Origin of the sequence: Rhizobium viscosum (assembly GCF_014873945.1) — a bacterium.
In the GTDB taxonomy this organism is placed as follows: domain Bacteria; phylum Pseudomonadota; class Alphaproteobacteria; order Rhizobiales; family Rhizobiaceae; genus Rhizobium; species Rhizobium viscosum.
Genome location: NZ_JADBEC010000001.1, coordinates 2337501 through 2358961, shown reverse-complemented (window position 1 = coordinate 2358961; position 21461 = coordinate 2337501). Strand labels below are relative to the sequence as shown.

The window sequence follows — 21461 nt, the reverse complement described above, 5'->3', positions numbered from 1 at the left end:
GCCCGTGGACGTTATCTATCGCGGCAGGTCTCCTGGCTTGCGGGTCTTCAACACCATCCAGTCTTCCCGGGCGTCTTCCCAGTGACGTCTTAGGACGGTGTCTCTCCGCTTACAGTTGCGGGGGCAGCTCCGGTCTTGGCGATGGCCGCACCGGATTCCCTCTTAGCTTGGGATCAATAGACCCCAAGAACCAACGATGCGGCAAGCATGCACCCGCCGCATCGTAACGTCAAGATGATATAAAGAAATCTTTATGTCTTTATCTGAAGAAGCCGAAGCGCATTCATCGTCACCAGCACCGTCGCACCCGTATCCGCAAGAATCGCCGGCCACAGGCCGGTAATGCCGGCAATGGTGGTAATAAGGAACACGGCCTTCAGCCCGAGAGCCATGGTGATGTTCTGCATGATATTGCGCATGGTCCGCTTCGAAAGCTCGATCATGCGCGCCACGTCGCCAACGCGCCCGTGCAGCACAGCCGCATCCGCCGTTTCCAGCGCCACGTCGGTGCCGCCGCCCATGGCGATGCCGACATCGGCAGCGGCAAGTGCCGGCGCATCATTGATGCCGTCGCCCACCTTGGCGACGAACAGACCTTCCTTCTTCAACTCGCCAACAATGCGCTGCTTGTCCTGCGGCAGGAGTTCGCCGCGCCAGTCGATGCCGAGATCGCCGGCAACGGCAGCCGCCGTGCGCTTGTTGTCGCCGGTCAGCATGATGGCGCGCACGCCAGCAGCTTTGAGTGTCGCAAGCCCGCTCTTTGCGTCTTCACGAGGCTCGTCACGCATGGCGATGAGACCGGCTGCAACACCATTGACGAGCAGTACCGAGACGCTCTTGCCCGCGCCGTTCAGCACCGCGACCTGCTCGTCCTGCTCCGCATTCAGCGCACCGCGCTCGCGCGCAGCCGGCGGCGACAGGAGATCGAGCGTTTCGCCCCCCACTTTGCCGGTCATGCCCTTACCAGGCAGCGCTTCGACTTCGAAAGCCGGCGGCACGGGCACGCTATCGGCCTTGGCCCGGTTGAGGATTGCAAGCGCCAACGGATGGCTGGAGCCCTGTTCGAGAACGGCAGCACGCGAAAGCACCTCTGCCTCAGTGCGTCCGTAGGAAATTATATCGGTGACCTGCGGCTTGCCCTCGGTCAACGTGCCTGTCTTGTCGAAAGCAACGGCTGTCACCTGGCCGAGCGATTCCAGAACCGCCCCGCCCTTCATCAGCAGACCGCGGCGCGCACCCGCCGAAAGCGAGGCGGCAATCGCCGCCGGCGTGGAAATGACCAGCGCACAGGGGCAGCCGATAAGAAGGATAGCGAGACCCTTGTAGACCCATTCACCCCATGCCCCACCCATCAGCAACGGCGGCAAAACAGCCACCAGAGCCGCCACGACGACCACACCAGGCGTATAATAGCGGGAGAAGCGATCGATGAAGCGCTCCGTCGGCGCCTTCGATTCCTGAGCCTCTTCTACCAGCTTGACGACGCGGGCAATCGTATTGTCCTTGGCAGCGGCTGTGACACGAACACGCAAGGCCGCATCGCCATTGACCGTGCCGGCAAAAACGGTCGCGCCCGTGCCCTTGCGCACCGGCGTACTTTCGCCCGTCACCGGCGCCTCGTCGATCGCGCTTTCACCGGACAGAATAGTGCCATCGGCGGAAATCCGGTCTCCCGGCCGTACAAGAATGACGGAACCGACCGCAAGCGTCTCGGCCGGCACTTCCTTAACCTCGCCGCCCGTCTCGAGCAGCGCATTCTTCGGCACCAGCGTCGTCAGCGACTGGATGCTGGCGCGCGCCTTGCCAGCGGCCACCCCTTCCAGCAATTCGCCGACGAGGAACAGGAAGACGACCGTCGCCGCCTCTTCCCCGGCATTGATGATGACGGCGCCGACAGCAGCAATCGTCATCAGCATTTCGATGGAGAAGGGCGTTCCGGAAAGAGCAGCCATGACCGCACGGCGTGCGATCGGCACCAGCCCGACCAGCATGGCGACAATGAAAGCAGAGGAGGCAATCGAGGGCACTAGATGGCCCACGACATAGGCAACGACGAGTGCAAGGCCTGAAAGGATCGTCAACCGGCCCTTCTTGCTCTGCCACCAGGGACCAGTCATCGGTCCATGATCATGGCCATGAAGGCCTTCGACTTCCTCGGCGCCGTGCTGATGCGCGTGACCGGAATGATCACGCGCATCATGATCGTGATCGTGGCCAGCGTGATCGTGATCATGGCCTTCGTGATCATGGTCGTGGTGATCGTGATCATGATGCGCATGATCATGGTCGGCCTTGCTCTCGCGAGCAGGTGCCTTGCCGGCGAGCGGAGCAACAGAATAGCCGAGGCCGGTCACCTTCTTCTCGATTGCCTTGAGATCGCTGCTGCCGTTATGGCGCACCGTCATCGTACCGGCCGTAACCGAAACGGAGACGTCCTCGACGCCATCCATACGCCTGACGGCCGTATCGATTTTCGTTGCGCAGGAGGCGCAATCCATGCCGCCAACCCGGTATCGTGCCTGTGCTGCTTCACCCATGATTTCGATCCTTGCTTGTAAGCAGTATCCTTCCTACATCCTCTAGCGACTAGAGGTGCAAGAGGAAAATCATGAAAAAGATCACGATCGGTGAAGCTGCCCGCCAGAGCGGCGTCAAGGTGCCGACGATCCGCTACTATGAAGGCATCGGCCTGCTGTCGGCGCCGAGCCGCAGCGAGGGCAACCAGCGCTCTTACGAGCCTGATGATCTCAACCGCCTCACCTTCATCCGCCACGCCCGCGAACTCGGCTTCGAGATCGACGCGATCCGCACGCTGCTTCAGCTTCAGGACGATCCGCACCAATCCTGTGCTTCCGCCGATGCCATCGCCAAGGCGCGCCTGATCGAGGTCGAGCAGCGCATCCGCAGCCTCAACGCCCTAAAGGCGGAACTGCAACAGATGGTCGAGGGCTGCGGCCATGGCCGCGTCGATCAATGCCGGGTCATCGAGGTGCTCGCCGACCACGGCAAGTGCGCGCATCCGCATCACTGAGGCTTGCACCGAAACGCGCCCCGCGCCAAGAAGGTGCAATGAACCAGAAGAAAATCGCGATCATCGGCGGCGGCCCCGCCGGCCTTTCGGCAGCCGAAATGCTGTCGGCAAGCGGCCATGCCGTTTCCGTCTACGACGCGATGCCAACCTTCGCCCGCAAATTTCTGCTCGCCGGCAAGTCCGGCCTCAACATCACCCATTCCGAAGATTACGAGCGCTTCGCCACCCGCTTCGGCGATGCCAATCCCCGGCTTCGCGCTGCCCTCGATGCCTTCACCCCGGCCGATATCCGCGCCTGGGCGGCCGGCCTCGGCACCGAAACCTTCGTCGGCTCCTCCGGCCGGGTCTTCCCCAATGTCATGAAGGCCTCGCCGCTGCTGCGCGCCTGGCTCGCCCGTCTGGAAGCCCGCGGGGTCAGTTTCTTCACCCGCCACCGCTGGATCGGTTTTGCCGAAAGCGGACATGTTTTCGAAACACCCGACGGCCGCAAGACCATTTCCTGCGACGCGACACTGCTTGCACTCGGCGGAGCCAGCTATCCGCGCCTTGGCTCGGATGCTGACTGGGTGCCGCTACTCTCCGATCGCGGCATAATGATCGCACCGTTTCAACCGGCCAATTGCGGCTTCGATGTCGCTTGGAGCGAGATCTTCCGCGATCGCTTCGCCGGAGAGCCGCTGAAATCCGTGACGGCAACATCACGCGCCGGGACATTTCCGGGCGAGTTCGTCATCAGCAAACACGGCATCGAAGGCAGCCTCGTCTATGCGCACTCGGCCGTCTTGCGGGACGACCTGCTGCAGAATGGCAAAGCAACCGTCGCGATCGACCTTGCTCCCGGCCGCACGCTGGATCGCCTGTCCCGTGATCTCGCCCGTCAGGATGCCAAGACAAGTTTCTCCAACCGCTTGCGCAAGGGAGCCGGCATCGACGGTGTAAAGGCAGCACTTCTGCGCGAGTTAGTGCCGGAGACCGATCGCAACGATCCGCACAAACTCGCCGCCGCCATCAAGGCCTTGCCTGTCCCATTGCTGCGCCCACGCCCCATCACCGAGGCCATATCCTCTGCCGGCGGCATCGCCTTCAGCGAAATCGACGAGACCTATATGCTGAAACATTTCCCCGGCACTTTTGCAGCCGGAGAGATGCTGGACTGGGAGGCGCCGACGGGCGGCTATCTGCTGACAGCTTGTTTCGCCACGGGCCAGGCTGCAGCGAAAGGCATCGAGGCCTGGCTCGGCCGAAGGTGAAGGCGAAAGCCTGCACGCCCGGATCGAAGAAATGGATCTCGAACCTGTGGTCACCGACCGGACCGGCTTCACGCAGACGACCTCACCTGTGAGCTCACCATCCGCTCCGTCTTGACCCCCGAGCAGCGCGATCCTACAAGATAGATTATGGCAACACACCTCTGATTGGCCGCGCCTTGCGGCATTGAGCGAAGCGCAGTCCTGCAAGACACCGCGGGACCACTTCCCTTGCCAAGCCAAAATCAGAGATTTTCCAATGCCCACGCTCTATCTCACTTGCGGTCTTCCCGGTTCGGGGAAGACGTCGCTCGCCAAGATAATCGAATATGAAGCATCTGCTCTGCGTCTGACCGGAGACGACTGGATGCACAAGCTTTACCCCGGCATCTCTACTCCGGAAGCCGAAACTGGTCCGTGCCGAGATAGAGTCGAGAGCCTACAATGGCAGATCGCCCTGCGTGCCATCAGGCTTCAGTGTAACGTTGTCGTGGATTGGGGAGTGTGGTCACGGGTAGAACGCGACACCTGCCGGCAGGAAGCTCGCGCAGCTGGTGCCCGCGTCGTCCTCTGCTTCCTCGACGTTCCCTTTGATGAGCTTTGGGACCGGGTCTCCCGGCGAAACGCCGAGCTTCCAGTCGGCACGTTCGATATCTCGCGGGCGGACCTGCTTAGGTGGTCGAAACTGTTCGAGCCGCCAACCGCCGAGGAGTTGGCGCTTTACGATCGATAAACACATCAAGCCATCACCGCCCTTAGATGAAACGCCACAGCGTCAGTGTGTTCTCAGATTGTCGAGCACCTAATTGAGATCGGCGTGGCGAAACGACCGCCGCCGACGCCTGCCCACGCCGAACGTCGCGAACTGCTGGGCTGCCGCAGCCATTCGCCGACTTCAAGAGATCGCCTCGGCATCGCAATAATCCGTCGATCAGGCAGAAGCCGCGTGGAAGGTCATGGCCACGCCGTTCATACAGTAGCGCAGGCCCGTCGGCTTCGGTCCGTCGTTGAAGACATGGCCGAGATGCCCACCGCAGCGGCCGCAATGAACGGCATCGCGCACCATGCCGAAGGACGCGTCGCGCGTCGTGCCGACGACCTTGTCGTCGAGCGGCGCCCAGAAGCTCGGCCAACCAGTACCGCTGTCGAATTTCGTGGTCGAGGAAAAGACCTCCTGATCACAGCCCGCACAGGCGAAATTGCCCTTGCGCTCTTCATGCAGCAACGGGCTTGTGAAGGGATATTCCGTTCCCTCCTGCCGCAGCACCGAATATTGATCCGGCGTCAGAAGCTTGCGCCACTCTTCGTCGGTATGGGTAACTGCGAAGCTCTCCTTCGCCATGGCGTGGCTGCCGAAACCGAAGCGCAGGCCAAAGGCGCCAAGTCCGGCAGCGGTCAGCAGCAATCGTCTGTTCATCATCGCTTTGCTCTCCTAGTCAGCAGCGGCGACAGATTCATCTCGTCTGGTAGACAACGCCGGCTGGGATTTATTCCCGGCATCCCGGTTTTTCTTTCACTATTGCCTACAAAGGGAACTACGAAGCCACGCAACGATCTGTTTCACTGTCGCGAGCGCAAACACTGAAATGTGAAGGCCGCGACATCAGGAGCCGGCGCCCGGCGGGCGCTATATCCATTGAAATACGGCGAGCCGGCAACCAGCTGGTCATATTATCGCGATCACGATGCTCAGGCGGACAGCGCAACTGTCTCAGGAATGCGACACTCGCCATCAGGCAAATTCCATCCGCGCAATCTGCCGTCATGCCGGCCTGATTGCAAAGCTGCCATATTTACATCAGAATATGCGCAAGTTCTGGGAGGAGCCTCAATGCACGAACAATCCGCGCATGCGGAGCATGTCTATACGTGCGCCCAGCAAAATTCCGCTGCGGCCAGCTCTCCAATCGTGGCTTCCTGGCGGCGCTGCATGACAATGTACCAGCTGGCACCGGAAGATAAGCGCGCGCCGCTACGCCTCACCGAGCAGGAATTCGGCCTGGCGCGGGAGCAATCCGAACAGTTGATCGCCGATGCCCGGGAGGAACTCGACCGCCTCTTTGCAACCGTCGGCAGGGCCGGCTGCTGCTTGCTGCTGACAGATCGCAACGGCATCGCGCTGGAACGCCGCGGCGCCGCCGGCAACGATAAGGAATTCCACGATCTCGGCCTCTGGACCGGTTCCGTCTGGACCGAAGCCAGCATCGGCACCAACGGTATCGGCACGGCACTCGCCGATGACCGCGCCGTCGCCGTTTTCCGTGACCAGCATTTCTATTGCTCGAACATCAAGCTGAGCTGCACCACGGCGCCGATCCGCGATCACCGCGGCCTGCTGGCCGCCGCGCTGGACATTTCTACCTGCCGCGACGACGTCAATGAAATGACGCTCAGCATCCTCTCGCAGGCCGTGCGCGATGCGGCGATGCGCATCGAGCTCAACCTCTTCCGTTCCGCCTTTGCAGGTGCCCGCTTCGTCATGGTGCCGGCCGGCGTCAATTCCGCCAACGCATTGCTCGCCGTCGACCGACATGACCTTGTCCTTGGCGCCACGCGGGCCGCCCGCCTTGCCCTCAAGCTTGACGACAGGCACATCGCAGCCGGCATTCCGGCCTCCGATGCGCTGCATGAAGGTCGGGTTTCGCAGGAAGAAGAGATGGCCGAAGCTGAGAAGGCGGCGCTGCTGCGCGCGCTCTCACGCACGCACGGCAATGTCTCCCAGGCCGCCGTTGCCCTCGGGATCAGCCGCGCTACACTGCACCGGAAGATGAAGAAGCTCGACCTGCACTGACATCGGGCTAGAGGTTCAATCACAATCTCGTGGTACCGCGGGAACCTGTCGCAACTCTGCGACACTGTGCGCTGCGGTATTGCGGAGCTACCCTGTTCCATCAGCCAAAAGCGACACAGATTTCCTCTCACCGGTTCGATCCGGAACCCGTTCATCAAGGGAGGATGACATGCTTCATCAGAAAATCGTCGAGTCACCGTACAAGCTGAGATACGGCAACTATATCGGCGGCGAATGGCGCGAGCCGATCGGCGGCAAATATTTCGACAACGTCACGCCCGTCACCGGCGGCAAGCTCTGCGAAATTCCGCGCTCGGATGAAAAGGACATCAACGCCGCGCTCGATGCCGCCCATGCCGCGAAGGAAAAATGGGGCCGCACTTCCACCACCGAGCGCTCCAACATCCTTATGAAGATCGCCCAGCGCATGGAAGACAAGCTGGAGCTTCTGGCGCAGGCCGAAACCTGGGACAACGGCAAGCCGATCCGCGAAACCATGGCGGCCGATATCCCGCTCGCCATCGACCACTTCCGCTATTTCGCCTCCTGCATCCGCGCACAGGAAGGCACGATCGGCGAAATCGACCATGATACCGTCGCCTATCACTTCCACGAACCCCTCGGCGTCGTCGGCCAGATCATTCCCTGGAACTTCCCGATCCTGATGGCAGCGTGGAAGCTGGCGCCGGCTCTCGCCGCCGGCAACTGCGTCGTCATCAAGCCGGCCGAACAGACCCCCGCCTCACTGTTGTTCTGGGCGGAAATCGTCGGCGATCTCCTGCCGCCCGGCGTGCTCAACATCGTCAATGGCTTTGGCCTCGAAGCCGGAAAGCCGCTCGCTTCCAGCCCGCGCATCGCCAAGATCGCCTTCACCGGCGAGACGACGACAGGCCGCCTCATCATGCAATATGCTAGCCAGAACCTCATTCCGGTCACGCTCGAGCTCGGCGGCAAGTCGCCCAACATCTTCTTTGCCGATGTGGCAGCTGAAGACGACGATTTCTTCGACAAGGCACTCGAAGGTTTCGCCATGTTCGCGCTGAACCAGGGCGAAGTCTGCACCTGCCCGAGCCGCGCTCTTATCCAGGAATCGATCTATGACCGCTTCATGGAACGGGCCGTCAAACGCGTTGAAGCCATCACGCAGGGCAACCCGCTCGACCCGGCAACGATGATCGGCGCGCAGGCCTCCACCGAGCAGATGGAAAAGATCCTCGCCTACCTCGATATCGGCAAGCAGGAAGGCGCGCAGGTGCTCGCCGGCGGCTCGCGCAACGATCTCGGCGGCGAGCTGTCCGAGGGCTATTACATCAAGCCGACCATCTTCAAGGGTCACAACAAGATGCGTGTGTTCCAGGAAGAAATCTTCGGACCGGTCGTCTCGGTCACCACCTTCAAGGATGAGAAGGAAGCGCTCGAGATCGCCAATGACACGCTCTATGGCCTCGGCGCCGGTGTCTGGACCCGCGACGCCAACCGCGCCTATCGCTTCGGCCGGGAAATCCAGGCCGGCCGCGTCTGGACCAACTGCTATCACGCCTATCCGGCCCATGCGGCCTTCGGTGGTTACAAGCAGTCCGGCATCGGCCGTGAAACGCACAAGATGATGCTCGATCACTACCAGCAGACCAAGAACATGCTGGTCAGCTACAGCCCGAAGAAGCTCGGCTTCTTCTGAGAAGCAGTCGATCGTGCTATTATCGCGCCTCCTCCCTTCACGGGGAGGAGGCATTGTCTTGGAGGAGGCAATCATGGAACAAATGGTCAATGGCGAACCGCGCGTGCTCGCAACCAATGCAGCGCTCGACCTCATCAAAGAAATCCAGCGGGATTATCCTGATATCCTCTTCCATCAGTCCGGCGGCTGCTGCGACGGCTCTTCGCCCATGTGTTATCCGACCGACGATTTCATCGTCGGCGACCAGGACGTGAAGCTCGGCGAGATCGGCGGCGTGCCCGTCTATATCAGCGCCAGCCAGTTCGAGGCCTGGAAGCACACCCAGCTCATCATCGACGTCGTGCCCGGCCGCGGCGGCATGTTTTCACTCGATAACGGCCGCGAGAAACGCTTTCTCACCCGTTCGCGCATGTTTGGCGGCAGCGAGGCCTGCGCCATCCCCGATATCAGAGCCCGCGAGACGACCTGATCGGGAATTCCGTGTAGTATTCCCTTAGTACCCGCGGCCCGCGATCCTTTGTTAAAGTCCATCTGTTGGTTTTACGGGAGGAAGAAATGCCAGCGTCCAAGATACTGATGATCACAGGCGATTTCACTGAAGATTACGAAACCATGGTGCCGTTCCAGACGTTGCTTGCCTGCGGCTATACGGTTCATGCCGTTTGCCCTGGTAAGACCGCTGGCCAGACGGTTGCCACCGCCATCCACGATTTCGAGGGCGACCAGACCTATTCGGAAAAGCGCGGCCATAATTTCGCGCTGAACGCCACCTTCGAAAGCGTGCGCGCCGAAGATTACGATGCGCTCGTCATTCCCGGCGGTCGCGCGCCGGAATATCTCCGCCTCAACCCCGATGTCATCAAGGCTGTCAGGCATTTCTTCGATGCCAACAAGCCCGTCGCAGCCATCTGCCACGGCGCCCAGCTTCTGGCCGCTGCCGATGTGCTCAAGGGCCGCACCTGCTCGGCCTATCCCGCCTGCCGTCCGGAAGTCGAGCTCGCCGGCGGCACCTATGCCGATATCGCCATCACTGACGCCGTTTCCGATGGCAATCTCGTCACTGCACCGGCCTGGCCGGCCCATCCCTCGTGGCTGCGCCAGTTCATGACGGTGCTTGATGCGGCAACGGTCCTGGAGACCAACGCCGCCTGAGAGTATCAGCGGGAGGAACGTGATGTGTGAACTGTTCATCAAGGCAGATGCCAGGCTCTGGGAAAGCACGACCCGGTCGCTGCGCATCGACGGCATGGTCACCAGCGTACGGCTGGAGAATTTCTTCTGGTCGAAGCTTGAGGAGATCGCCACCCGCGACGGCATGAACGTGGTCCAACTCATCACCAGGCTGCACCACGAGTCGATCGACGCCGGTCATGACCTCGGCAACTTCACCTCGTTCCTCCGCGTCTGCTGCGCCCGCTATCTGGATCTCCAACTCGCCGGCGATATCCCCGCCGATCTCTCGAGGCCGATTGCCGGCCTCAACGCCCCGGAAATTCTGGGGCGAGAGAAGCGGAAATACCATTAAATGCGCGTCACCCATGGTGAGATGATTTTTAGATAGGCGGAATGCCCCGCTGCGTGAGACAATCGACTTCGTCGCCTTGAAACCGCGCTGCTCGGTTTGACCGGGCGGAGGGAGTGGAGGGGAAAATGACAGCGGTCGTAGCGCGACGGTATTTCGTGGTTCTCGGTGGTCCTGATGACTGAGAGTTCCACATTGCGGACCGCAAGTGTGACCGGGCTGGCTCGGGAGGAATGGTTTCTCGGCGTCAGCATAACAACCAGCCTGATTTTCCTCGCCTTCTCAGAGAGGATATTTAGCCGGCTTTCCGAGCCGCTCTGGTTCATTCTCATTTTCTGCTGGCTGTTCGCCGTTGTCCTGGGCTCGGCTTTGTCGGTTGTTCGCCATGCCGACCATCTTGCCGAGCAGCTTCAGGAGCCGTACGGAACCCTTATTCTTACCCTTGCCATTACCTCGATCGAGGTTATGGCGATCTCGGCCGTCATGCTGCATGGGGAGAACAACCCGACACTGGCGCGCGACACGCTGTTTGCCGTCATCATGATCATCCTGAACGGTATGGTCGGACTGTCACTGCTCTTTGGCGCATGGCGGCGCGAGGATCAGCAGCATAATTTGCATGGTGCCAACGCCTATCTCGGCGTCATCGTACCGCTCGCCACCCTCAGCCTCGTCATGCCGACTTTTCTGGCCGGACCCGATGGGCCGCACCCCTCGACACCGAGACAGATGTTCCTCGGCATTGTTTCAATCGGCCTTTACAGCATATTTCTTTTACTGCAGGCTGGCCGTCATCACCGCTACTTCGCTGACGACAGCGACCACCGTGAATCACCCGCAGTCACCATGCGGCGCCATCGATCGGTATGGCATCACGCGGTTTTACTTCTTGCCAATATGGGACCGGTCGTCTTTCTGGTCGAACAGCTTGCCCGGCCGATCGACTACGTCATTGAAACCCTGCACGCGCCGGCAGCCTTTGGCGGCGTGATCATGGCTGTACTCGTCGCGACACCCGAAGCCATCAGCGCAGTGCGCGCTTCCGTCGCCAACCACCTGCAGCGTGCCATCAACATCTTCCTCGGCTCGGTTCTATCGACGATCGGCCTCACCGTGCCGGCCATGCTGGCGATCAGCCACCTATACGGCCACCCGGTCACCTTGGGGCTTCAAGGCCCGGATCTCGTCATGTTCACACTGACCCTCGCCGTCAGTATCATTACTTTCTCAAGTGGCCGCACAAATCTGATGCAAGGCGCAGTCCATCTGGTGCTGTTTCTCGCTTATGTGCTGCTGATCACCCAGCAGTGAATATGGTAGCTCGCAAAGCATCGCCATGAGGGTTGAGTGCCTCAAAATCCCTGGACCAGGCTCTCGTTGAGACTGCCGCTCATCAATCATTTAGGCACAGCTAAATTGCATGCCATAAGCTATTGCAATTTCGGACAATCCCGCGACATAGTACCGCATGCCCGACATATCCGGCGATTTATGGAGTCGCTGTCGAGGCACGCATGAAGACCGGGGCACATTGATTGTCGGGGCAGTAGCAATGCGTGAGGGATTGCATCGGGGTCTGCAGGTTTTCGTAGCGCTCTTCGGCATGTCGGCTCTCGCCGCATGTGATGGCAGCAATACCTACGTTCCGCCGCCACCGCCGCCCGTGCGCGTTGCGCAGCCTATTCAGCAATCAGTGACCCTTTACTTCGATTTGACCGGCAATACGGCGGCCCTCAACGCGGTCGACATAGAAGCACGCGTCCAGGGTTATCTCCAGTCGATCGATTACCAGGACGGCATGGCGGTGACGAAGGGGACCAAGCTTTTCGGCATCGAGCAAGACACCTATCAGGCGCAACTCGATCAGGCCAAGGCATCGCTCGCTTCGCAACAGGCATCTCAGGTAGGCGCCAAACAGGAATACGACCGTCAGGTCAACCTGATGAAGCAGGAGGTCACCACGCAGACGGCGGTCGACAGCGCCAAGGCGACGCTCGATGAAGCCAACGCCGCCATCCTCAACGCTCAGGCCAATCTCGAACTCGCGACAATCAACCTCGGCTATACCGAAGTGCTTGCCCCCTTCGACGGCACGGTAACCAACCACCTCGTCGATATCGGCACGCTCGTCGGCGTCTCAGGTCCGACCAAACTTGCGAGTATCGTCCAAACGGATCCGATCTACGCCTATTTCAATGTCAGCGAATCCCAGGTGCTGCTGATCAAGGACATGCTGAGAAAGCAGGGACGCACGTTCAAGCAGACGGACCTGCCGAGTATTCCCGCCGAACTCGGCCTGCAATCCGAGGAAGGCTATCCCCACAAGGGACATCTGGACTACGTCTCGCCCCAACTCGATGCATCGACCGGCACGCTTCAGGTCCGGGCTCTGTTCGACAACAAGGACAAGGCCATGCTGCCCGGCCTCTTCGTGCGCGTTCGCGTGCCGATCGGCCACAATGACAAGGCGCTGCTGGTGCGCGACGATGCGATCGCCACCAACCAGCTCGGCAGCTACCTGCTCGTGCTCGGCAAGGATGACACGATCGAGCAGAAACAGGTCAAGACCGGCCAACGCGAAGGTGCGCTCCGCGTCATCGAATCCGGTCTCGATCCGGCCGATTGGGTTGTGATCCAGGGCATTCAGCAGGCGATCCCCGGCAGCAAGGCTGCACCGGAGAAAATTGACATGAACATGCAGCCGGCAGCAGCCGGCGCTGATGCAAAGGCTCCGACTACGACGCAATAAATCCGCCACCACGCTTCATCTGAACGTCCAAGGACAGCAGCATGATCTCGCGCTTCTTCATCGAACGGCCGGTGCTCGCCAATGTTCTGGCGTTGGTCTTCGTTCTCATCGGCGCGGTGGCCCTCTTCCAGCTGCCGGTGGCGCAATATCCGAATGTCGTTCCTCCGACAGTGCAGGTGACGACCCGCTTTCCGGGTGCCAGCGCCAAGACACTTGTCGATACGGTCGCCCTACCGATCGAGCAGCAGGTCAACGGTGTGCAGGACATGCTCTACATGCAGTCCACCAGCGCGAGCGACGGCACCTACTCGCTGACCGTGACTTTCGCCATCGGCACCGATCCCGATCAGGCACAGGTTCTGGTGCAAAACCGCGTTGCGATCGCCATGTCGTCGCTTCCACAGTCAGTACAGGTTCAGGGCGTCAGCACCCAGAAGAAATCGACTGCGATCCTCGGCTTTGTCACTCTGACCTCACCGGACAGCCGCTATGACAGCCTGTTCCTCTCCAACTACGCCGTCATCAACCTTCAGAATGAACTTGCCCGCCTGCCCGGCGTCGGCAACGTCACGGTCTTCGGCGCCGGCCAATATGCCATGCGCATCTGGATGGATCCGAACCTCTTGCAGGCCCGCGGGCTGACGCCGCAGGATATCGTCAACGTGGTGCAGCAGCAGAGCCAGGAGGTCACGGCCGGCCAGATCGGCATTCCGCCGGTACCCCAGGGGCAGACATTCCAATACACGCTGAACATCAATGGCCGGCTGAACGATGCTGTCGACTACGAAAACATCATCGTCAAGGTCGATGGCGCGGATGGCGGCCGGGTAACGCGCATCCGCGATATCGGCCGGGTCGAATTGGGTGCGCAGACCTATAGCCAGACCTTCATGCAAAATGGCCGACCGGCTGCGGGCATCGGTATCTCCCAATTGCCGGAAGCAAACGCCATTGCTGTGGCCCAGGCAGTCGATGTAAAGATGGCGGAACTGGCGAAGGCCTTCCCGCCGGGCCTCGAATATCATCTCCCCTTCGACACGACCAAATTCGTCAAGGCGTCAATCAACGAAGTCTATGTCACGCTGATCGAGGCAGGCGTTCTCGTTCTCATCGTCATTCTGCTGTTTCTGCAGGACTGGCGGGCCATGCTCGTGCCGGCGACGACCGTTCCGGTCACCATCATCGGCGCTTTCGCCGCGATGGCGGCCATGGGCTTCACCGTCAACCTCTCCACTCTGTTCGCAATCGTCCTCGCCATCGGCATCGTCGTCGATGACGCCATCGTCATTGTCGAGGGTGTCGCGAGACATATCGAAGCCGGCATGTCCGGCAGGCAGGCGGCCGAAAAGGCGATGGACGAACTGCTCGGCCCTGTCATCGGCATTACGCTAGTGCTGATGGCGGTTTTCATTCCAGCCGCCTTCCTGCCGGGGCTGACGGGCCAGCTTTACCGGCAGTTCGCTCTTGTGATCGCCGCAACGGCGCTGATCAGCGCCATCAATGCTGTGACGCTGAAACCGACGCAATGCGCCCTCTGGCTGCGCACGCCGGTGCCTCCCGAAAAGCGCAACTTCGTCTATCGCGGCTTCAACAGGATCTACAACTGGGGTGAACGCGGATACGTCCGGCTAATCGGCTCGATGACGCGCCACGCCGCGGTCATGGTTATTCTGGCGTTGGCGCTGATGGGCGTGGCTGTCTGGGGGCTCACACGCGTGCCGACCGCGTTCCTGCCGATCGAGGATCAGGGCTACGTGCTGATCGGCGCTCAACTGCCGGATGGTGCCTCCAAGGAGCGCACCGATGCCGTCATGGCGGATGTCGGCAAGATCGCCCAGGAGACGCCGGGCGTCGATCAGGTCCTGACGATCAGCGGCATATCCGTTCTCGATAACAATGCCAGTCTGCAGAACGCCGGCGTGGCCTATGTCGTGCTGAAGGACTGGGATGAAAGGCTGAAGGAAAAGGGCCAGGATCTTCTGTCCATCTACCAGCATCTGAATGGCGCGCTGCAAAACGTACTGGTCGCGAAAACCCTCGTCATCGTGCCGCCCCCCATCCAGGGCGTCGGCAATGCCAGCGGCTTCACGATGCAAGTTGAGATCAAGAATGGTGTTTCCGACTATGCACTGTTGCAGTCCCTTACCGATACGATTGTGAAAAATGGCGAAGCCCAGTCATCGCTGCAAAGGCTGAGCACGTCGTTCCGCTCGAATGTGCCGCAGCTCGAGATCGTGGTCGACCGTATCAAGGCCGAGACATTGGGCGTCACGGTCGGACAGGTTTTCTCTGCACTGTCGGGCTATGTCGGATCGAGCTACGTGACACAGTTCAACAAGTTTGGCCGCACGTTCCAGGTCTATGCCCAGGCATCTCCGGAATTCCGCGTCAGCCCTGACGATATCCGCAATCTGGAAGTCAAGGCCGGCGATGGCACGATGGTGCCGCTCGGTACCGTTGTCGATATCAAGCCGATGCAAGGCCCCTCGCTGATCAGCCTCTACAACCTCTACCCGTCAGCAACCATCGTTGGCGGGCCTGCCGCCGGCTTCAGCTCCGGCCAGGCACTCGACGTCATGGAACAGATCGCCGACCAGACCTTGCCGACAGGAACCGGCTATGAGTGGACGGCGCTCTCCTATCAGGAAAAGGCGGTCGGTGGACAGATCTACTATATCTTCGCGCTCGGCATGCTGCTCGTCTATTTCGTGCTTGCGGGTCAATATGAAAGCTGGATCCTGCCGCTTGCCGTGCTGCTGGCCGTCCCGCTTGCCCTGCTCGGCACCGTCGGTGCGCTGATGGCGGCGGGTGTCGCCAACAATCTCTACACCCAGATCGGCCTGATCCTTTTGATCGCGCTGGCATCGAAGAACGCCATCCTGATCGTCGAATATGCGCGTGAAAAGCGCGAGGAAGGCATGGAAATACTGGATGCGGCGGTCGAAGCGGCCCGCCTGCGCTTCCGCCCGATCCTCATGACGTCCTTCGCCTTCATTCTCGGCGTACTGCCGCTCGTCCTGGCAACGGGAGCCGGTGCATCCGCCCGCAAGTCGATCGGCATATCGGTCTTCAGCGGCATGATCGCATCGACCTGCCTTGCCGTGCTGTTCGTCCCTTCCTTCTACGTCGTGCTGCAGCGGCTTGAGGAATTCAGAAGGCGCCGCGGCAAGGCCCCTGCAACGGCAGATGCAGAGATGAAGGTTCAATAGAGCAATCAGCAAAAATGCGCAGCGGTTTTGCGTCAGGAATTGCGCGGAAACAAAGAGATAGAGCACTTCCGGGGTCCGAAGAAGAACGGAAATGCTCTAGGTTCGCATATCAGCCTACTGCACGATCACCTGAACATAAACACCGCCACTCTTGGCGTAGTACAAACCGCCGCAGCGATAATAATAGCCGCCGTAATAAGGGCCGTAGATACAGCCGGGAGGCAGGACGGCAATGGTCGTGGCCGTTCGCCGGACGACCCGACGCGTTGTCCGGCGAGCAACGCCGGCGTATGAGAGCGGCGTCAAAGGCCGTCCGATGACGGCGCCTGCCGGTGTAGCAAAACCGATCGATACCGGCAGCGGACCGTCCCCTTCGAAGTGAAAATCGGCGAAGGTCATCACGCCGACGAGAGTGAGGGCAAATGCGAGCTTGCTGAAGGTCATTTCATCTCTCCCATATTGGCAACAGGCGCCGGAAGCTCGTCGATTGACTGAAGTTCGCTGAGATCCACTGTCTTGGCATTGGCCGGAATCTCGATGTTGTAGGAGGTGGCAGCAACCTCTGCCCCGCTTTTGAAGTCGCTGATCTCAAGCGTGTACTGCGGCGCCTGAACGACATGTTTGCTGGTGATCACGTAGCGTCGGGGTATCGGCTGCGGACCGGTTTGGACCCATATCTGCCAGTCGAGTTCCGGTGTTCGGAAGGCTAGATATTCGCATTCCACGCCATCGACGAAGGCACTCGAGATGTGTTTTGCCTCGGTCACGTCGGACATCAGTATGTCGTAGACATGAGACGAGAGGAGATCGGCGCCGGGTGCCTCCGCGCCGGCATCAGCGAGCCTGTCGATCAGATCATCGACCGAGCCCTTGCCGGCGATTTTCGCATAGGCATCGAGGTTCTTGCCATGCACGATCAGTGTCGAACCGTCGAAGCTGACATCGATATCGGCAAAGCCGCCGGTTCTCGTAACGCGCAGCTTGTCGGGTCGGGTGATGTTGGCCGTGCCCGAACTTACGAACTGCAGTTTCTCGAAGTCCGGGGTCACCGCCTCGAGCGATGACTGGTAGTTGAAGGATATCGTCTTCTGGGCCACCAGAAAATCGGACATGGCCTTCAGAAGATCTTTTGCATCATCTGCCCACGCATGGGTTGGCAGGACAAGGCCGGCGGCAAGAACGGAATAGGTCAGTATTCGTTTCAATCGCGATAGATGAGAAGTCGATGACATGGCAATTGCCTTTCGCTTGTGTCGTCATTGAATTCATCGGATGCGGAGATTTCGGATCGTGCCGCGACCGCTGCGGAACGGCTGTGCGGAACCGTCAGGAGAATGCCTGACTGTTCAGGCATTCTGGCGGAATCGGATAGGAATTGAGAAGCTGCTAAAGTCCCGAGGTCAGCACCTTGTGGCAGGCTGGCGATACGCGCTGCAGATTGTCCCGCAGGCACGAGATGACCCGTCCGCCGCCAACCGGCACCATCCGGCAAAAAGCCCGGAAGTCCGGCCCGCAGCTCTCACGCACGATCATCATCTCCTCGCGCGGCGAAAAAACGGGCATGGCGGCCGGCGGTGCGGCTGCTGTCGCAGCACCGGCACCAGCGGCCGGCGCACCCGCTGCTCCGCCCGCAGCACCAATAGCCGCAACCGCCTGCTGGCAAGGTGCCGACAGACGGGCGCTGTGCTGCTGCAGGCAGGAGAGTGCCGCAGCTCCGCCGGGCGTCACGCCTGAACACTGCGCCATGAAATCGGAACGGCATGCCGACTTGACGGCATTGCGCTGTGCATCGGTCGGCTGCGCAGCCGCCTGAGCACCGGCCGCCGGCGCGGGCGTCGTCGCCCCCGTTGTAGCGGGCGCGGTTTGAGTCGGTTCTGCCGAGGTCGATTTTGGCTTGGCGGTGATCGCCGATACCGCCTTGCGGCAAGCAGGGGAAAGAGTGGAATCGTGCTGCTGCAGGCAGTTCAATGCCTCCATGCCGCCTGGCTGCACCCCTGAACATTGTGCTATGAAATCGGACCGGCACGCCGATCTGACGGCGCTTTTCTGCTCATCAGTAGGCGCTTGCGCCATGGCAACGCCTGCAAAGAGACTGGCAGCGCAAAACAGACTTGATATCGATAGCCAGATCGGAAACCGGCGCTCCCCGCGCCCAATTGCCGGTCGAGAAGATGCACATTTTCGCATTATTCCCCTCCCTGGAAAGTTCATCGATTTACGGCATGAAAAGAAATACTCCGGCTGAACGAAACAGCAGACCTCGTAAGGTCAATAGAGGTCGAGGCGCGGAAACTTAAAGCTCCACGCGAAATTACTTTAGCACGTTCGAAATTTAGATAGTAGAGTTGAATATAAGAAGCAGGATAGCCCACTATGCTTAGGGCACCGGAAGCACAAACCTGTGGGCCGATGACCGGCGGCTGCCACTAGTCTCCCGGCACCAACTTCTCCCGACCACCATGCACAAAAAAAAGCCCGCTGAGCGGGCTTTGACGTTTTCAACATCTTGGAAACTGATGGATCGAAAGGAGTTTAGTTTTGGTTTGGAGCTTTGATCTGTTGTTTGGAGGTTTGCGGTTCTGGTGATGTTTAGGGAATGAGGAGCTATTGATTGCTCAGGGCAAGGGAAGTCCTTGCGCCCGCGATAGGCTATTTGCGGATAGATTTCGGGGGAGTTTAAAAGACTTGGTTGCGGGGGCAGGATTTGAACCTGCGGCCTTCAGGTTATGAGCCTGACGAGCTACCGGGCTGCTCCACCCCGCGTTATCCAGGCGACACTTGTGTCGTCCGTCCAGGTATTTTGCCGATTGGCAAAATACCGATTGCGCAAATCCGTAGGATTTGTCGCGATAGAGTAGACCGCTTGGCGGTTTACTCTCACTGCCGGAGCAACTTGGCAAAGCCGAGTTGTCTCCTGTAAGGGACGCACCATTATCCGGTGCACCAATTTTTCAGTCTGCATATAGGGCACCAAACACAAAAGGCCGCTTTGATAGCGGCCCTTTGGTCGGCTTTGGGCCGTAAGATTTCGTTTTGAGAAGATATTCACGAGTTGCGTTTAGCAGACCTGGCAGCGACCGACTCTCCCGCGTCTTAAGACGAAGTACCATAGGCGCTGGGGCGTTTCACGGCCGTGTTCGGAAAGGGAACGGGTGCAGCCACCCCGCCATAACCACCAGGTCAGCGAAGCGCAACTTGTGTGAGAAGCTGGCAGGCGTTAGCCTGTTTTCTTTTTTCTTTTGAACACGTCTTAAAACCTTTCGCGAGGCACTGCCGGCCAGAGGCCGCAAGCGCAAGGCGCGTCGCCGGAAGTCCGGCGCGCCGTCCGCAGCGCCTTTGGCGCGTGAGGACAGAAGGTCAAGCATCATCGATCCGGACAAACACTTCGTGTTTGCCGGGAGATGAGCATAGTCAATGAGAACGATCAAGCCAATCGAGCTATTAGTACCGGTAAGCTTCATGCGTTGCCGCACTTCCACACCCGGCCTATCAACGTGGTCGTCTTCCACGGCTCTGATAGGGAACACTCGTTTCCAGGTGGGTTTCCCGCTTAGATGCCTTCAGCGGTTATCCCGTCCATATATAGCTACCCTGCTATGCCCTTGGCAGGACAACAGGTCCACCAGAGATATGTCCATCCCGGTCCTCTCGTACTAGGGACAGATCCTGTCAATATTCCTACACCCACGGCAGATAGGGACCGAACTGTCTCACGACGTTCTGAACCCAGCTCACGTACCGCTTTAATTGGCGAACAGCCAAACCCTTGGGACCTGCTCCAGCCCCAGGATGCGATGAGCCGACATCGAGGTGCCAAACAACCCCGTCGATATGGACTCTTGGGGGTCATCAGCCTGTTATCCCCGGCGTACCTTTTATCCGTTGAGCGATGGCCCTTCCACGCGGGACCACCGGATCACTATGACCGACTTTCGTCTCTGCTCGACTTGTCAGTCTCGCAGTCAGGCGGGCTTATGCCATTGCACTCGACGACCGATTTCCGACCGGTCTGAGCCCACCATCGCGCGCCTCCGTTACTCTTTCGGAGGCGACCGCCCCAGTCAAACTACCCACCATACACTGTCCCGGACCCGGATGACGGGCCGCGGTTAGACATCCATGACGATAAGGGTGGTATTTCAAGGATGGCTCCACAGAAACTGGCGTCCCTGCTTCAAAGCCTACCACCTATCCTACACATGCCGACACGAATGCCAGTGTAAAGCTATAGTAAAGGTGCACGGGGTCTTTCCGTCTGACCGCAGGAACCCCGCATCTTCACGGGGAATTCAATTTCACTGAGTCTATGTTGGAGACAGCGGGGAAGTCGTTACGCCATTCGTGCAGGTCGGAACTTACCCGACAAGGAATTTCGCTACCTTAGGACCGTTATAGTTACGGCCGCCGTTTACTGGGGCTTCGATTCAAAGCTTGCACCTCTCCTCTTAACCTTCCAGCACCGGGCAGGCGTCAGACCCTATACGTCGTCTTGCGACTTCGCAGAGCCCTGTGTTTTTGATAAACAGTCGCTACCCCCTGGTCTGTGCCACCCCACCATAGTTGCCTACAATGGGGTCACGCTTCTTCCGAAGTTACGCGTGCAATTTGCCGAGTTCCTTCAACATAGTTCTCTCAAGCGCCTTGGTATACTCTACCTGACCACCTGTGTCGGTTTCGGGTACGGTCTATACGGTGGAGCTATTTCCTGGAACCGCTCCGCTGCCCTGATAATCCAATAAACCAGAACAACTTGTGCGATCCGTCACTTCCACCAGGCCCACGAATATTAACGTGGTTCCCATCGACTACGCGTGTCCGCCTCGTCTTAGGGGCCGGCTAACCCTGCTCAGATTAACTTTAAGCAGGAACCCTTGGTCTTTCGGCGAGAGGGTCTCTCACCCTCTTTATCGTTACTCATGTCAACATTCGCACTTCCGATACCTCCAGGAGCCCTCACGGGTCTCCCTTCATCAGCTTACGGAACGCTCCGCTACCACTCCTCAAAGAGGAATCCTCAGCTTCGGTGCATGGCTTTAGCCCCGTTACATTTTCGGCGCAAAGACCCTTATTTAGACCAGTGAGCTGTTACGCTTTCTTTAAATGATGGCTGCTTCTAAGCCAACATCCTGGTTGTTTTGGGATCCTCACATCCTTTCCCACTTAGCCATGACTTGGGGACCTTAGCTGGAGGTTAGGGTTGTTGCCCTTTTCACGACGGACGTTAGCACCCGCCG

16 protein-coding genes, 1 tRNA gene, 2 rRNA genes and 1 riboswitch (1 of these 20 only partly in view) are annotated in these 21461 nt (G+C 59.6%); of the genes, 11 read left to right on the top strand and 8 right to left on the bottom strand.

What is annotated here, in order from left to right; translation table 11 throughout:
- Nucleotides 1–5 precede the first annotated feature (5 nt).
- Nucleotides 6–211, bottom strand: a riboswitch (cobalamin riboswitch).
- Nucleotides 212–251: 40 nt separating this feature from the next.
- On the bottom strand, nucleotides 252–2537 hold the full coding sequence (locus H4W29_RS11660; RefSeq protein ID WP_192729049.1) for a heavy metal translocating P-type ATPase: 2286 nt from the start codon (nucleotides 2535–2537) through the stop codon (nucleotides 252–254).
- 71 nt (nucleotides 2538–2608) lie between these two features.
- On the opposite strand from H4W29_RS11660, the gene H4W29_RS11655 reads away from it, so the two are divergent.
- From H4W29_RS11655 to H4W29_RS11645, 3 genes are all read left to right on the top strand, one after another.
- Nucleotides 2609–3031, top strand: coding sequence for a MerR family transcriptional regulator (locus H4W29_RS11655; RefSeq protein ID WP_192729048.1), 423 nt, complete (start codon nucleotides 2609–2611; stop codon nucleotides 3029–3031).
- Nucleotides 3032–3069: 38 nt separating this feature from the next.
- On the top strand, nucleotides 3070–4281 hold the full coding sequence (locus H4W29_RS11650; protein ID WP_192729047.1) for a TIGR03862 family flavoprotein: 1212 nt from the start codon (nucleotides 3070–3072) through the stop codon (nucleotides 4279–4281).
- A gap of 256 nt (nucleotides 4282–4537) precedes the next feature.
- Nucleotides 4538–5011 carry a P-loop nucleotide/nucleoside kinase family protein gene (locus tag H4W29_RS11645; protein ID WP_192729046.1) on the top strand — a complete coding sequence of 158 codons (474 nt, stop codon included), beginning with the start codon at nucleotides 4538–4540 and terminating at the stop codon, nucleotides 5009–5011.
- Between the two features lie 198 nt (nucleotides 5012–5209).
- On the opposite strand, the gene msrB is transcribed toward H4W29_RS11645, so the two are convergent.
- A complete protein-coding gene (gene msrB / locus H4W29_RS11640; RefSeq protein ID WP_192729045.1) occupies nucleotides 5210–5698 on the bottom strand; it encodes a peptide-methionine (R)-S-oxide reductase MsrB in 489 nt (162 codons plus the stop codon).
- Nucleotides 5699–6109: 411 nt separating this feature from the next.
- On the opposite strand from msrB, the gene H4W29_RS11635 reads away from it, so the two are divergent.
- From H4W29_RS11635 to H4W29_RS11600, 8 genes are all read left to right on the top strand, one after another.
- Complete coding sequence (locus tag H4W29_RS11635; protein WP_192729044.1) at nucleotides 6110–7069, top strand: helix-turn-helix domain-containing protein; 960 nt, start codon at nucleotides 6110–6112, stop codon at nucleotides 7067–7069.
- Nucleotides 7070–7238: 169 nt separating this feature from the next.
- Nucleotides 7239–8747 (top strand): aldehyde dehydrogenase, encoded by a 1509-nt coding sequence (gene adh, locus H4W29_RS11630; RefSeq protein ID WP_192729043.1) that lies wholly within the window; start codon nucleotides 7239–7241, stop codon nucleotides 8745–8747.
- 73 nt (nucleotides 8748–8820) lie between these two features.
- A complete protein-coding gene (locus H4W29_RS11625; RefSeq protein WP_192729042.1) occupies nucleotides 8821–9216 on the top strand; it encodes a DUF779 domain-containing protein in 396 nt (131 codons plus the stop codon).
- An 86-nt stretch (nucleotides 9217–9302) separates the two neighbouring features.
- Nucleotides 9303–9899 carry a DJ-1/PfpI family protein gene (locus tag H4W29_RS11620; RefSeq protein WP_192729041.1) on the top strand — a complete coding sequence of 199 codons (597 nt, stop codon included), beginning with the start codon at nucleotides 9303–9305 and terminating at the stop codon, nucleotides 9897–9899.
- Nucleotides 9900–9921: 22 nt separating this feature from the next.
- A complete protein-coding gene (locus tag H4W29_RS11615) occupies nucleotides 9922–10272 on the top strand; it encodes a ribbon-helix-helix domain-containing protein (protein WP_007820318.1) in 351 nt (116 codons plus the stop codon).
- Between the two features lie 174 nt (nucleotides 10273–10446).
- Nucleotides 10447–11580: a calcium:cation antiporter gene (locus tag H4W29_RS11610; protein WP_192729040.1), complete on the top strand. Its 1134-nt coding sequence runs from the start codon at nucleotides 10447–10449 to the stop codon at nucleotides 11578–11580.
- Nucleotides 11581–11821: 241 nt separating this feature from the next.
- Nucleotides 11822–13018: an efflux RND transporter periplasmic adaptor subunit gene (locus tag H4W29_RS11605; protein WP_192729039.1), complete on the top strand. Its 1197-nt coding sequence runs from the start codon at nucleotides 11822–11824 to the stop codon at nucleotides 13016–13018.
- A gap of 41 nt (nucleotides 13019–13059) precedes the next feature.
- Nucleotides 13060–16227 carry an efflux RND transporter permease subunit gene (locus tag H4W29_RS11600; RefSeq protein ID WP_192729038.1) on the top strand — a complete coding sequence of 1056 codons (3168 nt, stop codon included), beginning with the start codon at nucleotides 13060–13062 and terminating at the stop codon, nucleotides 16225–16227.
- 114 nt (nucleotides 16228–16341) lie between these two features.
- On the opposite strand, the gene H4W29_RS11595 is transcribed toward H4W29_RS11600, so the two are convergent.
- From H4W29_RS11595 to H4W29_RS11570, 6 genes are all read right to left on the bottom strand, one after another.
- Nucleotides 16342–16671: a hypothetical protein gene (locus tag H4W29_RS11595; RefSeq protein ID WP_192729037.1), complete on the bottom strand. Its 330-nt coding sequence runs from the start codon at nucleotides 16669–16671 to the stop codon at nucleotides 16342–16344.
- Nucleotides 16668–17459 (bottom strand): DUF2092 domain-containing protein, encoded by a 792-nt coding sequence (locus tag H4W29_RS11590; RefSeq protein WP_192729036.1) that lies wholly within the window; start codon nucleotides 17457–17459, stop codon nucleotides 16668–16670. The genes H4W29_RS11595 and H4W29_RS11590 overlap by 4 nt, the downstream gene beginning before the upstream one ends.
- Nucleotides 17460–17613: 154 nt before the next feature.
- On the bottom strand, nucleotides 17614–18414 hold the full coding sequence (locus tag H4W29_RS11585) for a cysteine rich repeat-containing protein (protein WP_192729035.1): 801 nt from the start codon (nucleotides 18412–18414) through the stop codon (nucleotides 17614–17616).
- Between the two features lie 499 nt (nucleotides 18415–18913).
- Nucleotides 18914–18990 (bottom strand) — tRNA-Met (locus H4W29_RS11580).
- 302 nt (nucleotides 18991–19292) lie between these two features.
- Nucleotides 19293–19407 (bottom strand): 5S ribosomal RNA (gene rrf / locus H4W29_RS11575).
- 240 nt (nucleotides 19408–19647) lie between these two features.
- A 23S ribosomal RNA gene (locus H4W29_RS11570) occupies nucleotides 19648–21461 on the bottom strand; it runs 985 nt beyond the window's last position.

Excerpts from the sequence above, each read along its gene's own strand:
- H4W29_RS11660 (WP_192729049.1), bottom strand. The coding sequence starts at position 2,537 with ATGGGTGAAGCAGCACAGGCACGATACCGGGTTGGCGGCATGGATTGC.
- H4W29_RS11655 (WP_192729048.1), top strand. The coding sequence starts at position 2,609 with ATGAAAAAGATCACGATCGGTGAAGCTGCCCGCCAGAGCGGCGTCAAG.
- H4W29_RS11650 (WP_192729047.1), top strand. The coding sequence starts at position 3,070 with ATGAACCAGAAGAAAATCGCGATCATCGGCGGCGGCCCCGCCGGCCTT.
- H4W29_RS11645 (WP_192729046.1), top strand. The coding sequence starts at position 4,538 with ATGCCCACGCTCTATCTCACTTGCGGTCTTCCCGGTTCGGGGAAGACG.
- msrB (WP_192729045.1), bottom strand. The coding sequence starts at position 5,698 with ATGATGAACAGACGATTGCTGCTGACCGCTGCCGGACTTGGCGCCTTT.
- H4W29_RS11635 (WP_192729044.1), top strand. The coding sequence starts at position 6,110 with ATGCACGAACAATCCGCGCATGCGGAGCATGTCTATACGTGCGCCCAG.
- adh (WP_192729043.1), top strand. The coding sequence starts at position 7,239 with ATGCTTCATCAGAAAATCGTCGAGTCACCGTACAAGCTGAGATACGGC.
- H4W29_RS11625 (WP_192729042.1), top strand. The coding sequence starts at position 8,821 with ATGGAACAAATGGTCAATGGCGAACCGCGCGTGCTCGCAACCAATGCA.
- H4W29_RS11620 (WP_192729041.1), top strand. The coding sequence starts at position 9,303 with ATGCCAGCGTCCAAGATACTGATGATCACAGGCGATTTCACTGAAGAT.
- H4W29_RS11615 (WP_007820318.1), top strand. The coding sequence starts at position 9,922 with ATGTGTGAACTGTTCATCAAGGCAGATGCCAGGCTCTGGGAAAGCACG.
- H4W29_RS11610 (WP_192729040.1), top strand. The coding sequence starts at position 10,447 with ATGACTGAGAGTTCCACATTGCGGACCGCAAGTGTGACCGGGCTGGCT.
- H4W29_RS11605 (WP_192729039.1), top strand. The coding sequence starts at position 11,822 with ATGCGTGAGGGATTGCATCGGGGTCTGCAGGTTTTCGTAGCGCTCTTC.
- H4W29_RS11600 (WP_192729038.1), top strand. The coding sequence starts at position 13,060 with ATGATCTCGCGCTTCTTCATCGAACGGCCGGTGCTCGCCAATGTTCTG.
- H4W29_RS11595 (WP_192729037.1), bottom strand. The coding sequence starts at position 16,671 with ATGACCTTCAGCAAGCTCGCATTTGCCCTCACTCTCGTCGGCGTGATG.
- H4W29_RS11590 (WP_192729036.1), bottom strand. The coding sequence starts at position 17,459 with ATGTCATCGACTTCTCATCTATCGCGATTGAAACGAATACTGACCTAT.
- H4W29_RS11585 (WP_192729035.1), bottom strand. The coding sequence starts at position 18,414 with ATGCGAAAATGTGCATCTTCTCGACCGGCAATTGGGCGCGGGGAGCGC.